Origin of the sequence: Pseudomonas lundensis (assembly GCF_015377145.2) — a bacterium.
In the GTDB taxonomy this organism is placed as follows: Bacteria; Pseudomonadota; Gammaproteobacteria; order Pseudomonadales; family Pseudomonadaceae; genus Aquipseudomonas; species Aquipseudomonas lundensis.
On sequence record NZ_CP062158.2, the window covers coordinates 4,027,287 to 4,041,673 of the forward strand.

At 56.1% G+C, this 14,387-nt stretch carries 13 protein-coding genes; 2 read left to right on the top strand and 11 right to left on the bottom strand.

Features of this window, described 5'->3' with window-relative positions; translation table 11 throughout:
* Window positions 1-220: 220 nt before the first annotated feature.
* Both IF654_RS19000 and IF654_RS19005 read left to right on the top strand, forming a co-directional pair.
* The gene (locus tag IF654_RS19000; protein WP_047273290.1) at window positions 221-850 is read left to right on the top strand and encodes a response regulator transcription factor; all 630 of its coding nucleotides are present in this window, start codon (window positions 221-223) and stop codon (window positions 848-850) included.
* Between the two features lie 89 nt (window positions 851-939).
* Window positions 940-4,476, top strand: coding sequence for an ATP-binding protein (locus tag IF654_RS19005; protein ID WP_230683732.1), 3,537 nt, complete (start codon window positions 940-942; stop codon window positions 4,474-4,476).
* Between the two features lie 8 nt (window positions 4,477-4,484).
* On the opposite strand, the gene IF654_RS19010 is transcribed toward IF654_RS19005, so the two are convergent.
* The 11 genes from IF654_RS19010 to IF654_RS19060 form a co-directional block, all read right to left on the bottom strand.
* Window positions 4,485-5,432 (bottom strand): fimbrial protein, encoded by a 948-nt coding sequence (locus IF654_RS19010; RefSeq protein WP_179291974.1) that lies wholly within the window; start codon window positions 5,430-5,432, stop codon window positions 4,485-4,487.
* A 184-nt stretch (window positions 5,433-5,616) separates the two neighbouring features.
* On the bottom strand, window positions 5,617-6,540 hold the full coding sequence (locus tag IF654_RS19015; RefSeq protein WP_095022840.1) for an MrpH family fimbial adhesin: 924 nt from the start codon (window positions 6,538-6,540) through the stop codon (window positions 5,617-5,619).
* 318 nt (window positions 6,541-6,858) lie between these two features.
* Complete coding sequence (locus IF654_RS19020; RefSeq protein ID WP_143518679.1) at window positions 6,859-7,629, bottom strand: MrpH family fimbial adhesin; 771 nt, start codon at window positions 7,627-7,629, stop codon at window positions 6,859-6,861.
* A gap of 113 nt (window positions 7,630-7,742) precedes the next feature.
* Complete coding sequence (locus IF654_RS19025) at window positions 7,743-8,297, bottom strand: fimbrial protein (protein WP_230683733.1); 555 nt, start codon at window positions 8,295-8,297, stop codon at window positions 7,743-7,745.
* Window positions 8,298-8,308: 11 nt separating this feature from the next.
* Entirely contained in the window at window positions 8,309-8,788 is a 480-nt protein-coding gene (locus IF654_RS19030; protein ID WP_047273288.1) for a fimbrial protein, read from the bottom strand.
* A 13-nt stretch (window positions 8,789-8,801) separates the two neighbouring features.
* The gene (locus IF654_RS19035) at window positions 8,802-9,314 is read right to left on the bottom strand and encodes a fimbrial protein (protein ID WP_371057809.1); all 513 of its coding nucleotides are present in this window, start codon (window positions 9,312-9,314) and stop codon (window positions 8,802-8,804) included.
* A complete protein-coding gene (locus tag IF654_RS19040) occupies window positions 9,307-9,882 on the bottom strand; it encodes a fimbrial protein (RefSeq protein WP_047273286.1) in 576 nt (191 codons plus the stop codon). The genes IF654_RS19035 and IF654_RS19040 overlap by 8 nt, the downstream gene beginning before the upstream one ends.
* A 21-nt stretch (window positions 9,883-9,903) precedes the next feature.
* Window positions 9,904-10,644: a fimbria/pilus periplasmic chaperone gene (locus IF654_RS19045; protein ID WP_230683818.1), complete on the bottom strand. Its 741-nt coding sequence runs from the start codon at window positions 10,642-10,644 to the stop codon at window positions 9,904-9,906.
* Window positions 10,645-10,661: 17 nt separating this feature from the next.
* Entirely contained in the window at window positions 10,662-13,220 is a 2,559-nt protein-coding gene (locus tag IF654_RS19050; RefSeq protein ID WP_094988396.1) for an outer membrane usher protein, read from the bottom strand.
* Window positions 13,221-13,784, bottom strand: coding sequence for a fimbrial protein (locus IF654_RS19055; protein WP_052892137.1), 564 nt, complete (start codon window positions 13,782-13,784; stop codon window positions 13,221-13,223).
* Between the two features lie 53 nt (window positions 13,785-13,837).
* On the bottom strand, window positions 13,838-14,368 hold the full coding sequence (locus IF654_RS19060; RefSeq protein ID WP_047273284.1) for a fimbrial protein: 531 nt from the start codon (window positions 14,366-14,368) through the stop codon (window positions 13,838-13,840).
* Between the last annotated feature and the right edge of the window lie 19 nt (window positions 14,369-14,387).

A 14,387-nucleotide genomic window follows, 5' to 3' on the forward strand; every position in this document is an offset into this window, starting at 1 on the left:
CTGAAACACAAAGGAAAAACAACAACTGGAAACTCGCGTGCCAACGCATTCACCCACAGGCCAGCGCACGCTCAAAATGGCATCTCACGAATATTAACTATGTTTATGATTTGAAATAACGTTTAAACTTTGCAACATTAAAAAGCGCTTTGCTTTCACAACTTGTGAGCATTGAAGACAAAAGCCTACAAGGAACTCTTGAGAAGTTGTAGGAGAAATCATGCGTAAAGCCCTTATCGTAGACGACCATCCCTTTATTCGAAGAATAGTCAGATTGGTACTTGAAAAAGCCAACTTCCAGATCGCTGCTGAAACCGACAATGGTGCAACAGCATTAGACCTGGCGCGCTCTCATGTACCGCACTTGATCGTGCTTGATCTGTCGATGCCCAAGCTCGATGGGCTCGAAGTGTTGAAGCGATTAAATATTCTCGGCTTGCCCATCAAAGTATTGGTTCTGACGTCCAAGGGCTCTGCGTTTTTCGCAGATCGGTGTATACGCGCGGGGGCCATCGGCTTCATTGAAAAAACAGAAGATGTCGATGCGCTGACCCAGGCCATCAATCATGTGATGAGTGGCCGTATTTATTTAAATGACCCCGATGCCAATGTCGCAACTGCTGACAATGACAAACCCAGCGACCTACAACTTATAAAAAAACTGTCTGACCGTGAGCTGCGCACACTTCAATATTTAGTGTCGGGTTACTCGAATAAAAAAATCTCTGAAACCATGTTGTTGAGCGAAAAAACGGTCAGTACGTATAAGACCCGCGTCCTGAACAAACTCAACATTAAATCGGTGGTGTACCTGGCCGAGTTTGCCAAGCGCAATAACTTGGTCGAATGAAAACCGTGTCAGCCCGGCGATATGCTTTCTTCTGTTTGTCGCTGTGCATAACGTCTGTCTGCCAGGCCGATCCTGTTGATTTGCAGTTATTGGCCCGCTCGCACATCGACGTCCTGCCACTGGACCTGAGCGAAGGCGACCGGCAATGGTTAACCGGTAAAGCGGCACTGACGCTGGGCACTTCCGCCCCGGACTACGCCCCCTTCGATATCTCCACCGGCAGTGATTACTTTGAAGGGGTGACAGCGGACTATGCCGGCCTGCTCAGCCACTTGCTGCAAGTCCCGTTCAAGGTGCGTCGCTACGCGTCCCGGGGCGACGTGATCTCGGCGTTGAAACGGGGTGAAATCGACCTGCTGGGGACCGCCAACGGGTATGAAATGGCTGATCCACAACTGGTCTTTTCTTCCTCGTATGCGCTGGACACGCCAGTATTGGTCACCCGGATGGGCGATGACCCGAGGACCAAAGCGCTGCCCAATGGCCTGCGGCTGGCCATGCTGTATCACTACCAGCCGGTTGAGGAGGTCAAAGCCGCTTACCCGCAAGCCGACGTGCAGTTATACGCCTCAACCCTCAGCGCCATCGGCGCCGTGGCGTTTGGTCAGGCCGACCTGTATCTGGGGGACGCGATCAGTACCAATTACCTGATCAACAAAAACTACTTGAACAACGTGTACCTCAAGGATTTCTCCAGCCTTGAAGGCCATCCCTTTTCGTTTGCCGTGCATCACCCCAACCCGCGTTTGCTGCGGCTGATCAATGCGGCCATGGCGCGCATCCCCAGCGATGAGCAGTACGCGATTCTGAGCCGCTGGGGCGTCAGCGGCATGAAATTCGAGGGCCGCGGGCCGCTGCACTTTTCCCCCGCCGAACAACGCTGGATTGACCAAAACCCGCGCCTGAAAGTCGCCGTTACAGAGGATTTTCTGCCGTTTAATTTTTATGACGAACATGGCATGTTCAGCGGCCTGGCGGCGGACTTGCTGGCCAAAATCAGTGTGCGCACCGGGCTCAAGTTTGATCTGGTGCGCAGCCCTTCCGTCAGCCAGTTGACCGAACTGATCAGCCGGGGTGAAGCCGATCTGACACCGGCATTTACCCCCAGTAGCAACCGGCAAGATGTGCTGCGCTTTACCAAACCCTATCTCACCACGCCGTTTGTATTGGTCACGCCATTGAAACCCGGGAGCCCTGCCACCCTCGATGAGCTGCAAGGCAAACGCGTGGCGCTGGTGACCGATAGCCTGATGCAGACCTACCTTGAGCAAAATTATCCCAAGGTCAATCTGGTGTCCGCGCCCAACTCGGCGCACGCGCTGGCCATGGCCGCCAAAGGTGAGGTGGACGGTGCCATCAACTCATTGATCAGTGCCCGTTATTTGATCAAGCAGCAGTACAGCGGACGCCTGCGCATCCGCAGCACCGTCGGGGTCGCCCCTGCCCAGTTCGCATTGGCCATCCACCCCGACGCGCAGGAGCTGTACTCGATTCTGGGCAAAGCACTGACCAGTATCTCCCCCGAGGAAATGGACACCCTGACCAACCGCTGGCAAAGCGCTGTGGTGCTGGACAATCGTTACTGGGTACGCAATCGCTCGACGGTGATCAAAGTGACGCTGATGCTGTTGGGCGTGCTGACTGTGGGGGTGGTGTGGATTGCCTACTTGCGGGGGTTGGTGCAAAAACGCGATCAGGCCGAGCGTGCCCTCAATGACCAACTGGCGTTCATGCGCACCTTAATCGACGGCACCCCGCACCCGATCTATGTGCGCGACCGCGAGGGACGCTTGCTGATTTGCAATGAGGTGTATCTGCAAGCCTTCGGCGTGAGCCGCGAAGCCGTGATCGGCAAAAACCTGCTGGAGTCCACCTTCAACCCCGAAGACCAGCGCCGGGTTTACCACACCGACTACCTGGAGGTGATGCAAGAGGGGCGCCCGGTGCTGCGTGATCATTCGCTGACCCTGCCCGACGGTAAGGTGCTGACCATTTATCACTGGGTGTTGCCCTACCGCGGCAGCGATGGTGCGGTCATGGGCATCATCGGCGGTTGGATCGACATCAGTGAGCGCCAGCAATTGGTCGAACAACTCAAAGAAGCGAAGAACCATGCCGACCAGGCGAACCTGGCCAAAAGCGATTTTCTGACCACCATGAGCCACGAGATCCGCACACCAATGAACGCCGTGATCGGCATGCTGGAGCTGGCCATGAAAAAAGCCGAACAAGGCGTGGCGGACAAAGCGTCCATCAATGTGGCTTCCGAAGCCGCACACGGCTTGCTTGAGCTGATCGGAGACATTCTGGACATCGCTCAAATCGAATCCGGACGAATGTCGCTCAACCAGCAACGCACGCAGTTGATGACGCTGGTGCAATCCACCGTGCGCGTGTTTGAGGGCATGGCGCAACAAAAAGGGATACAGATGAGTGCCGAGCTGGACCCCAAAATCAACCTCGACGTATTGATTGATCCGCTGCGTTTCCGACAGATTCTGTCCAACCTGCTGAGCAACGCCATCAAGTTCACCGATGCCGGTCAGGTGCGCCTGAGCGTACGGGCCAGAGGATCGGAGGACGGCGAGCGGCTGCGACTCAATGTGCAAGTTGAAGACACCGGCATCGGCATTTCCATCAGCGATCAAAAACGCCTGTTCAGCCCCTTTTCCCAAGTCAACACCCGCGCGCAAAAACCGGGCGGGTCGGGGCTCGGGCTGATGATCAGCCGTCAACTTTGCGACTTGATGGGCGGCACCTTGTCGCTCAACAGCACCGTGGGCAAAGGCACGTGCATCACGATGCAGTTCGACATTGTGACGCTGCTGTCGCAAACACCTGTCGCGCCAGCCCCGCGCTTGCCGTCAAGCAATGCGCGGCCGCTCAACGTCTTGGTGGTCGATGACTACCCGCCCAACCGCAAGTTACTGACCCAACAACTGGGGTATTTAGGCCACTCGGCGGTAGAAGCCGAAGACGGCGCGCAAGCCTTGAAAATCTGGCGCAGCCGTCATTTCGACATGATCATGACCGACTGCGCCATGCCCGTCATGGATGGTTACGAGATGACCCGTTCCATCCGGGCCGAAGAAGCGGCAGCCAATAACGCTCCCATCTTGATTGTCGGCTTCACCGCCAACGCCCAGATTGGAGAAGCCGAACGTTGTCTGGCGGCGGGTATGAATGACTGCCTGTTCAAACCCATCAGCTTGCACAGCCTGGAGGCCCGTCTGGCCAGCGCTGAGCGGGCGCCCATCAATGTGCAGAACGAGCAGGATGATGCGGGGGGTACACCGCTCATTGATCTTGAAGCGCTGGAGCATTTGACCGGCGGAGATGCCAACGCCCTGAAAAACTTGCTTGAGCCTTTGATCGACAGCCTGGAAGACGACATGGGCGGGCTATTGAATGCGTTCACCAAAAACGATCTGCCGGGCATGAGCGAAATTGCGCACAAAGTTAAAAGTGGCGCCCGCATGATCAAGGCCACCCACCTGGCCCACTGCTGCGAGCAGCTGGAAAAGGCCTGCCTCAGCCCTGAATGGAGCCAGTTGGCCCAACGGGTGGATGAACAATACGAGGCCATGGCCCAGGTGCTGGAAGTGATCGAGGTGTATCGGGTTTGAGGCGCCTGTCAGGGCAACCCCATCACCAGTGTGGCGCTGCCGGTGAAGTTCCCGCTGGCCGGGGTGGTGGCACTTTTACGCACCAGGGCGAAGGTCACATCGTCCGCGCCTGAACTGTTGTAGAGGTTGGTTCGGAAAGCTTGATTGGGCCCTATTTGCACGCCGCCCCGTAACAAGCCCGTCGCCAGATTCGGGTTGCTCATGTGCAGCAGCCCGGAATTGAAAGCCGATGAAGCCCCTTTGAAGGTGATGGTGATGGGCATTGTTATGCCTGGGTTGGGGCAAGAGTAATTTAAACGCACGACTCTGGTGACCGATGTGCTGGCAGAACTTTCACCGATGGCGGCGGGGTCCACTTGATTGAAGTTCACATCAATTGCCCGATTGCCATTGATCGTACACGTTGAGGGCTCAATGATCAGGCTGTTGTTCGCAATCAAATTAATGCGCACCACCGGCACCGGAGGCTTACCCGTATTATTGGTTTGTCTCAAGAGTATGGTTCCGATGAGATCGTTATATCGAATATTAATGGGATTAGAGGGGTCGCCCCGGTTGAGAATGTACATATACGTGCGCATATTGGCGGGCACATGATTGTTATACATGGTCGCAATATGAATCCCCGGCCGGACGGGGGCATCGTAGTCGACGTTATGAATATTAAGTCCTAATGTATGGCCCATTAGTTTTGGGCCCGGCTCAACGCCATTCAAGGTGGTATGCCAATAATCCCTGGCCGAAGCGGGAAGACCACTGTCATAAGAAAAGATGCACTCCAGAGTATAACCATCCAACAGAATGCGCCTTGAACCGGGAGTGATTTTAACGGGCACGCGCACGTCGACGACTTTGTGGGTCGGTATCCATATCCACCGGCCGCCGTCGACTCGACAATCCGAGGCCAAGAGTGTTTGCATGAAAAACGTCAAACATACGCCGATTATATATTTCATCGTTGCTCCTGCTGGCCGCTCACCCAAGGTGAACCGCTGTAGATAAATCGTAAATACCGCGTGAAAGACCCCATCAAGATTATGAGCAGCGATATACGTCTGACCTTGATAAGCGCCCTTCTTTGAAAGCATCCAGCATTGCGCCAGATTATGTGACGCGCCCTAAGGGAGCGACGGAACCCGCTCACATAAAACTTTGAATCAACACCACTGTTTTTGAAAACTCACCGGCTTGTGCGCCGTTGTCCGTCAGCGTTGAGGCAATGCTCAGGCTCGAAGTGCCCGCTGGCAGCTTTATCATGTCACCTGCTTTCACGCCGTTTACCGTCAACGTTGTACTGACGCCCAGCCCTACAGCAACTGGATTGCCTTCAGACACGAGATAGCGCACATTCGCTGATTGCGTACACGTCACCTGTCGTGTCGCCTGGGCTGTAGAGCCGGTGATTTCTCCAACTTTCAACACGCCGTGATTCAGATCCACGCTGGCGCCCAGAACATCGCACTGATTGGGCGGTATGGGTGGCGTGGCACAAGAATCTGTCCCGGGCATCATGAAATAGGCGGCGCCATAGGTGCCCCAAGCGGCGCAAATTTGCGTCGTCCATCCCGTCGCGGTTGAGTAGGCATAGGCGTGAGTTCGGGTGACACTCGTTCCATGCTTGTCGACCCACGCTTTAATTGCCTCTTCCCAGGTCATGCCTGTGTTTACCGTCACATTGGTGTCGGTAATCTGCCCGCCGCAGTTGTAATACGAGGTGCAGCCCATCACCGTCATTGTTCGCTGACTGTTGTAAAGCCTGCTGGCAGAAATTGGCCCGAACTGACACGTCGTGGCATTCAGGCATATAACGTTTCCCGGATACGGGTTGCCTGCTGTCGGATAGGCACTCGCGGTACCGGATGCTACCGAGACAAGGGTTTCGGCGCCTGGCAGGCCACGAGCGTCAGCGTTGACCTTGCTGACAAGGTTCCACGCGCCGATTGAAGGCGCATTCAGGCCTAACAAAAACGCTAAAAAAATGTTCAGTTTCATCTGGTTGAACACGCTCTGTTTGTCGTGCGCCAAAGATCCAGACAGTGCTTCTTTTAAAGCAGTGAAGACCACTCGACCTTATTAATAAGCTAAACAACTGCTTAGGCTTCTGTATTTAAAATGCCTGAATACAATAGCTCGTCGGTGCCGAACCATTGCCACGCAGCGCACTTTTTAGACTATAGAAGCACACGATACTCGCGCCAACCATTACGGTAAGTATTTTTACTCACCCCTGCACTACACTTTCAACCCGCCGCATAAACTTCCGATAAATCTGTCTGAAACTTCATACATAAGCAGTGAGCAAGGCATAAACGTTGCTGACGTCAGTAAACAGATCAACCCGCTTTCAAATAAAGAGTGTGCGACAACCCCGCCATGACAGCTTTACAAAAAACTTTGAATCAAGACGACCGTTTTGGAAAACGCACCGGGGATAGCCCCTTTATCCGTCAGTGTTGAAGCAATCCGCAGTGAAGATGATCCCCCAGGCAGCGTAATGGACTGCCCCGCCGCAACCCCGTTGACGGTAATTAAACTGCTGATGCCATTCCCCAAATCAACCGGATTACCGAGCGAAACCGTGTATTTAATCGAGGTGCGCCGCGTGCAGCTAACTTGTCGGGCAACTTCTACGTTTTTACCTGTAATTTCGCCTGTATTTAAAAGCCCATGATTCAAATCCACGGCACCACCGCTGACCGTGCACTGATTAGGAAGTGAGGGGATACCGCCACAACTCATTGAGCCGGTCGTGACATTTATATACGCCGTTGAATAATTGCCCCACAGCGTGCAGAGCGACTTTGAAAACGTGTAGTAGGCGTAAGCATTTGGTCGAGACACTGTCGAACCAAAACGCTTGCTCCACGCACTGATTGCCTCGTCCCAAGGTATGCCATTTTTTACGATGACACCGGTGTCAGCATTGTTATAACAAGCCGGCCCACCCCCCGACACAGGTTCACAGCCTAAAGGAAAGTAAGAACCCGGCAAACTGAGGATCATTGGCCCAAACCTGCACTGCGAATAACCTGAGCCACAGTTCACATTGCCCACATATTGATTGGGCACGCCATTATCAAAGACGCTGGCGGAGCCTGAAATGCTGATGAAATCCCATGCAATAGGATGCGGATCGGAATTGGCTTTGCTCACCAAGTTCCAGGCATTCGAGAACGGTGTTATGCCCAGCAAGCACACAGCCCCCAAACACCGGATCGTGACGTTATTTATCTTCATTTGAACCAACAGCATGCGTGATTAGAAAGTTAAGGGTAAACCAGCATAAAGGTTGAAACAGCGCTGTAGCGCCCTGCCCGGATCGTGTGGTTGGCTATCGCTTTGGGCTCGCCGCGCACATACGCCTGAAAGCTCATGACGTTATCGCCATCGGCCAACACAAACGGATCGCTGGTCACATTTAACGGCAACAACTGGCCTGCAGCGCTTTCAAGCCCGATTGCAATGCCGCGCGCACGGCTGCCTGTTGCAAGCGCCAGCAGGCCGGGTAATTCAGTGTTTTCAACCCCGCTAAAAAGGGCGGTGACGGTGTTGGCAATGCTGGTATCACAGCCGACAAGGTGAATGTAAAACGGCACGCTTTGGGTACGGGTATTGATATAGAGGTAGTGGCTGGACTGGTCATCGAACAACAGTTCAATCGCCTCGTCTCCGGGCCGAATCGAACACGCTTGTGCCACCAGATTGCCAACGAAGTTCAGGTTATCCGCCGCGGGCGTTTTATCGGCCATCATCATAGACAGCCCCCATACCCATGCAGCAGCAACCAGCCGCCAACCGCTGGCCGGGCGTACAAACATCATGCTTCTTCCCCTCACTGGTATTCAGCCAGCAACGTGGCCGCTGCGCTGAAGCCGCCTGCGCTCAATGTCGTGCCGGGGCGTTTGACCGGCACGGCTTCCAGTGCGGGCGGTGAAGCAGGATTGATGACCATGGGCGTGTTGAGTGTAAAGGGCTGGCCATTTTGCAGAAGTTGCACACCAAGGTCTGTCACGCTGGTTTGCACCGCTGAGGGTTCAAATGAGGTGGCGGTCCCTTTGACGGTCAAAATCATTTCCCAGGGCAGTGTGCTGCCCGCACAGGTGATGGTGTAGTTCACCGGTTGCCGATAATTGATGCCATCGACTTTATTGACGCCTACATCCTTGAAGTCGATGGTCAGGGTGTTCCCGTTATTGATGGTGCACAGCGGAGGCTCAACCAAGGTGCCGGTGAAGGCGAGGTTGGCTGAGGCACCGGCGTTAAACCCGGCGGCGCAGACCACCAAGAGTGAAAGTTGTTTGCAGATTCTCATCACACATTCCTTCTCATTGCTGCGCGACCACCAAGGTTGCCACCGCAGAAAACGCCCCGCCCTTAAGCGTGCTGTTGGTCTTTTTGACAGGCACTGCTTCCATCACGGGCAGGGTCGGGTAGGTAAATTTCACACTTGTATTGAGCGGCCAGGACGCGCCATTGATGTACAGCCTGATCGCCAGATCCGGGTTGTTGGACGCCAAGGACTGCGCATCAAATGCGGCGCCTGAACCGGTGAGTGTCAGCGTCATGGCATTTGAAGGGCTGCCCGTGCAGGTCACGGTGTACGGCACCGCGCGGCGATACTCGATGCCGTCGATCCGGGTGGTGAGCAAGTTGTCGCCAAACGGCACGGTCAACGTGCTACCGCCGTTGATCACACAGGACGGCGGGGCCACGATGGTGCCTCGAATGGTCACATTGACGTCCGCCCTCACCGCTTGCCCACAGGTCAATAACAGTGCGCTGCACATTAACAATGCACAGGCGGATGCGGCGTTAGGCATCAGGGGTCGATTAGTCATAGTTGAGCCTGAAATCGGCCACAGCCTTGAAGGCGCCATTGGTCAAGGGGGCGGAGGTTCGAGTGGGTTGTACATGCCAGGTCACGACATCGCTGCCATGGGTCAGGAACAACGGCGCGCCCCAAGCGCCCAAGCGCACGTCGCGGCCGCGTTCATCGGTCAGGCGTAACCCCATGCCCGTGACGCCGTTTACCTGCACGAGTGTTGGATTGTCCGGGTCGGCGGGCGCGACAAATGCCACGGACAGCACCGGCTCATAGGGGCTCCAGACCAATGTGGAGGTGCGGGCATCGGGCAGCCCCCCGGCAATGCGGCGACACTCCATAAAACGCAGCTGAAACGCAACGGGCGGCGCCATGTCTCCAGGGCGTTGCAGGTAGCTGCGCGGGACGTTTCCCAAATCCACGGTTTGATAGGCCGATGACATTTCCAGAATGCAGGGGGCATGGTGCAAAGACCCCCGAATGTCCAACATGCCGTCGAAGGTCATCGCGGGTTCTTCATCGACGGCCTGAACCTGTGCGCTCAGCGCCAGGCTCACCCAGGCCATGATTGAACAAGGTCTCATGAGGGTCTCCTGTCGCTGCGGTTATTCATTGCCCGGCGACGCTTTGAGGTCGACCGCGCAATTATTGCCATTACAGGAAAACGCCAGTGTGGGGCGACCGCCATAGTCATTGATGTAGGTCAGATAGGGGGTCGCGCCAAGCGCAGTGGCACTTGGCCCCAGCGTCAATGAACCCTTGGGCGGCACCATGATCGGTTCAAAGTTTTCAGCGGTTTTACCCTCTTTACTGCTGCGCGCATCCACCAGGGTGACGTAGTAAGGCGTCGGGTTATTGACCTGATACTGGTTGCCTTGGCGAGTCAGGGTCAGTTTTTCCTGCCAGGGGTTGGCCAGTTCTTGCTGGCTCGGAATGATGGCCGCGGGGCGATAAAACAGTTTGATGCGCGTCTGTAACGCTATTTGCAACGTATTGGCTTTATCGCTGCGCGGTGGAATCTCTCGCAGGTTGAAGTAGTAAACCGTTTCCCGGTCCTGAGCGAGCAACTTGGCCCCCGGCAACGCCTGCACTTTGACCTGACTGTGCTTGCCCGGCTCCAGACGCTGCACAGGCGGCAGTACTGTCAGGGGCGACGTGATCTTGTTGCCCTGTTCATCTTCGATCCAACCCTGCGCCAGATAGGGCAGCTCGGTGTTGTTATTGGCAATGTTCATGCTCACCGCATCTTTGGCCCCGTCAAAAATCACCCGGGTTCGGTCAAGGCCGATGGCGGCCTGCGCCGGGAGCGTCAAACACCCGGTCAGAACGGCCAGAGCCAGCGGCATACAGCGTGTTGGGTTACTCATGAGTTTTTCTTCTCCATGTCGTCAGGGGTGCCCACGGTAGGGGGAGGCGCAACAGCGTTCTTGGCGGTGCCGGTCTGGCAGAGCAACTTCAGTTCAGAACTCAGGCCGTCCGTTGGAAGAGATGCCGGAAGCGTGAGCGTGCATTGCTCGTCCGCTCCCCAACTGACGATCATCTGATCGCCCGGCTGAATGCCGCTCAGGTAGACGCTGCCGCCGTCATTCACAATGCCGGTGTCTTGTTGGCGGGCGTTCTTCACCGTGGCGCCGAAAGGCGGCGCCTTGCCATCGGGCATGCGCAGTACGGCCATGGCTTTCTCGCCGGCGATTACATCCAGCGAGCGGTAGCCGATCGCCCCTTCGGTCAGGGTGAGTTGGGTCACGGACTGCGTGGCTTCGACATTCTTGGGCAGGTTTTCCAGGTCAACGCTGGCACCGGTTCGGTAGTAACTGCTGATGTCCGCTATCACGGCTTTACCGTAGGCATTGGTGCGCGTCGGGCTGCCGTAACCGCGAACCGGTACGCCTGGCACGCCTTGGGTGTCCACCATCAAGCGTGTGCCGCCCATGCTGCTGCTACGATGCAGCGCTCCACCGTTGGCAGTGACTGTCGCTCCGCCCCGTGCGGAAAGGCTGAAGCTGGTGTAGTTATCTTCCTCAAGACCGACGGTGAGATCGACATCGGAAAGATCACCCGTATGGCTCAAATACCCACCGACCGACGTGTTACTGGCCGAGAGCTGATAGTGGGTACGGTCATTCAGGCGATCACTGAAGCGCGCCGAATAACTGTTTTTGTTTTGTGACCGGTTGGCACTTGTGGACAGCGACCCCGTGCGCCCCAACGGCAGGCTGAGTGAGAGGTAAACCCCGTCACTGCTGGGCTGATCGCGCTCTTGGGTACGAAACATGTTCAGCGAGAAACTGACATTTTTGATCGCGCCCACATTGAAATAGCGCGCCAGTGACAGGTTCCAGCGTTTCTGGTCAGGGCGGTCCCAATAGGACTGATTGCTGTAGTTGAGAAATACCGATACGCCCGCGTCCCGGAACTGCTTGTTGAACGTCGCGGTGTACAGCGACTTGCTGCCACCGACCGGGCCACCGTAATGACGCGCGTCCAGGTATTCGCTCATGCTCATGTAGTTCTTTTCGGAAAAGCGGTAGCCGGCAAACGTGATCTGGCTGTCGTATTCGGCAAAGCTTTTGGAGTAACTCAGGCGATAGGACGCACCCGACAGCGTTTCATCCTGCAATTGGGTGCTGGCACGGGTGGCATCCAGCGACACGGCCCCAAACGCCAATAAATCACGGCCGAGCCCCAGTGAAAGAGCCCGGTAGCTGTTGTCGCCCAGTGCGCCGCCATACAGTGACCAACCGTTACTGATCCCCCATGAAAACTCCCCTGTGCCAAAGAAGTCGCCTTCGTTGCCGCCGTGCAGCGCAGACGGCCGCCCGCTGGCCAACTTGTAGCGCACGGTGCCGGGACGCGTCAGGTAGGGAATGCTGGCAGAGTCCACCTTGAAGGTGTGCACCGACCCGTCCTGCTCCTCGACCCGCACATCGAGTGTGCCCGTGACGGCATCGTTCAAGTCCTGAATGCGAAACGGCCCGGCCGCTACCAGCGTTTCATACAGCACGCGGCCTTGCTGGCTGATGATGACTTTGGCGTTGGTTTTAGCCACACCGACCACTTCCGGGGCGTACCCCCGCAAATTGGGAGGCAGTTGACTGTCATCGGACGTCAAGGCCACGCCGGTAAAACGGAAACTGTCGAACACATCCGAATAAAGGTAGTTTTCACCCACCGTCAGGCGCGCCTGGAGTGCAGGCAATGCCCGGTAGGCATAAAAGCGGCTCCATTCCAGATTCTGAGTGCGCCGGGTGCTGTCGTTATCGACCCTTCCCTGCCAGTCGGCACGCAGCCGCCATGGGCCCGCATTGGCTCCCACGGTGCCGTTACCGCTCAACCCCATGCGCGAGTCGCTGTCGTCCTGATGAATGGACTGCGCGGTGAGGTTGTAATCCACCAACAGACCGGGCACGCCTTCATCCCAGCGCGAGGGCGGATCCCAGTTTTGGGCGGTGTATTGCAAATACGCCTGAGGCAATGAGACATGCAAGGTTGAGGTGCTCAGGTCGCCACTGACTTCCAGGCCGGGCAAGCTGCTGAGGTCCAGGCACTTGGCCGTTTTCCACCACGTGAGTTGGGCCAGTTTTTCTTCTTTGAGGCCAAACTGATCCAGCAACTCGGGCGTCAGGCATGCTGCGCTGCCTTTGAGGTCATCGTCGGGCGGTAAAAACTCCACGCGTTGCTCGGGCAGGTGTTGCGCGTTCACTTGCACAGTCATCGGGTACACACCCGGCAAGATGAAGCCACTGCGGGAAAACTGGGACAAGTCGATATTGGTGCGATCGTTCAAGTCCAGAATATCGGTATTGAATTGAATCTCCGCAGCCAACGCTGCGCTTGTTATCGACATCAGGCCGCCCACAAAACCCGGGCGCAACAATGCCTTGACTGCTGAAGGACTCAGCAGGGCATACAACCCATTCATTCAGTAATACTCCAGCCTGAAACGCACCGCCGCGCTGTGGCTACCCACAGACATGGGTTGGTCATTGCCGACCAAGCGAAGGGTGTAATGAAGCACCTGATCTTTGGTGGCAGAGAATGGAACCAGCGGCATCGGCACGCCTGGCAAACTTTCGCGGCCCTGCGCATCGATGATGTGCAGCGCAACCCCTTGCGAGGTCCCTGTCGCCGCAAACGAACGCCCTTCTCGATCGGGCTCGCCTTCAAAAGTCACCCTGACATGCTGCCAGTCGGGCAGCCGCTCACCGATGTGATCGGGGTCGTAGCGGGTCAGCGAGCAGCCCACCAAGCGCAAGGTAAACGGATGCGGATCGCCTTCACCTTCACGAATAAGTCGCCCTACAGGTGCCGGGTCCATTTCTATAACTTGAAAGGCACTGCCGGTATCCAGGGTGCAGGCCGTATCAATGATTTCTCCACCCAACCTGACAATACCGCTGCCTTGTCCTGCGGCGAGCACCGTATTAACAGACAGCGTTAAAAGAACAAGTGACGTTGCAAGAGCTGCCGGTGAAAGTGCTTTCACGTTGTTGATCCCATTAACTTAGCCCTGCCACCTTGCGGTGGCAGGGCAAGTACTTATTGGTAAGCCAATGAGAAGTTAGTAACGGCTGTGAACTTGCCAGGTTTGACAGCATCCGTTGCGGTGCTGCCTTGCAAGTAAGCGCCGAAGGACAATTGGTTGTCTCCATCCTGCAGGGCTTGTGGCTTGGTCGCTGTACCGAGCACGATTTGCGTACCGGTACCGTCGCGCATCATGATGCCTGCGCCACTGGCTGTACCGACAATCCCCAGCGCGCCAGGAACAGCAGCTGACTCGGCACCGGTAAAGGTGGTGGTCACGGTCTTAAGGGTGCTGGTGTCACAGCCTACAAGCTTGATGTAGAAGGGTTCTGGATCAGCGTAACCGCCATCTGCCAACTGCGATCTGGCGACCTGACCCAGGCTGACGGTCTGATCAACGCTTTCTGGCTTGATAGAGCACGCCGCTTCAATGATCGCCCCCTCGAACGTGACAGTGCCCGACCCCGCGCCTGCTGCTTGTGCAATGGAGGCCGAGCCCGCCAGCAAGACCATAGAAGCCAAAGCAGATTTAAGTACGTACTTCATTCGTGTATTCCCATTTAAT

Bases quoted from the DNA above. Each gene is read 5' to 3' on its own strand.
- IF654_RS19040 (WP_047273286.1), bottom strand. From the start codon at position 9,882: ATGAGACCTTGTTCAATCATGGCCTGGGTGAGCCTGGCGCTGAGCGCA.
- IF654_RS19030 (WP_047273288.1), bottom strand. From the start codon at position 8,788: ATGAGAATCTGCAAACAACTTTCACTCTTGGTGGTCTGCGCCGCCGGG.
- IF654_RS19000 (WP_047273290.1), top strand. From the start codon at position 221: ATGCGTAAAGCCCTTATCGTAGACGACCATCCCTTTATTCGAAGAATA.
- IF654_RS19035 (WP_371057809.1), bottom strand. From the start codon at position 9,314: ATGACTAATCGACCCCTGATGCCTAACGCCGCATCCGCCTGTGCATTG.
- IF654_RS19045 (WP_230683818.1), bottom strand. From the start codon at position 10,644: ATGCCGCTGGCTCTGGCCGTTCTGACCGGGTGTTTGACGCTCCCGGCG.
- IF654_RS19050 (WP_094988396.1), bottom strand. From the start codon at position 13,220: ATGAATGGGTTGTATGCCCTGCTGAGTCCTTCAGCAGTCAAGGCATTG.
- IF654_RS19025 (WP_230683733.1), bottom strand. From the start codon at position 8,297: ATGATGTTTGTACGCCCGGCCAGCGGTTGGCGGCTGGTTGCTGCTGCA.
- IF654_RS19060 (WP_047273284.1), bottom strand. From the start codon at position 14,368: ATGAAGTACGTACTTAAATCTGCTTTGGCTTCTATGGTCTTGCTGGCG.
- IF654_RS19010 (WP_179291974.1), bottom strand. From the start codon at position 5,432: ATGAAATATATAATCGGCGTATGTTTGACGTTTTTCATGCAAACACTC.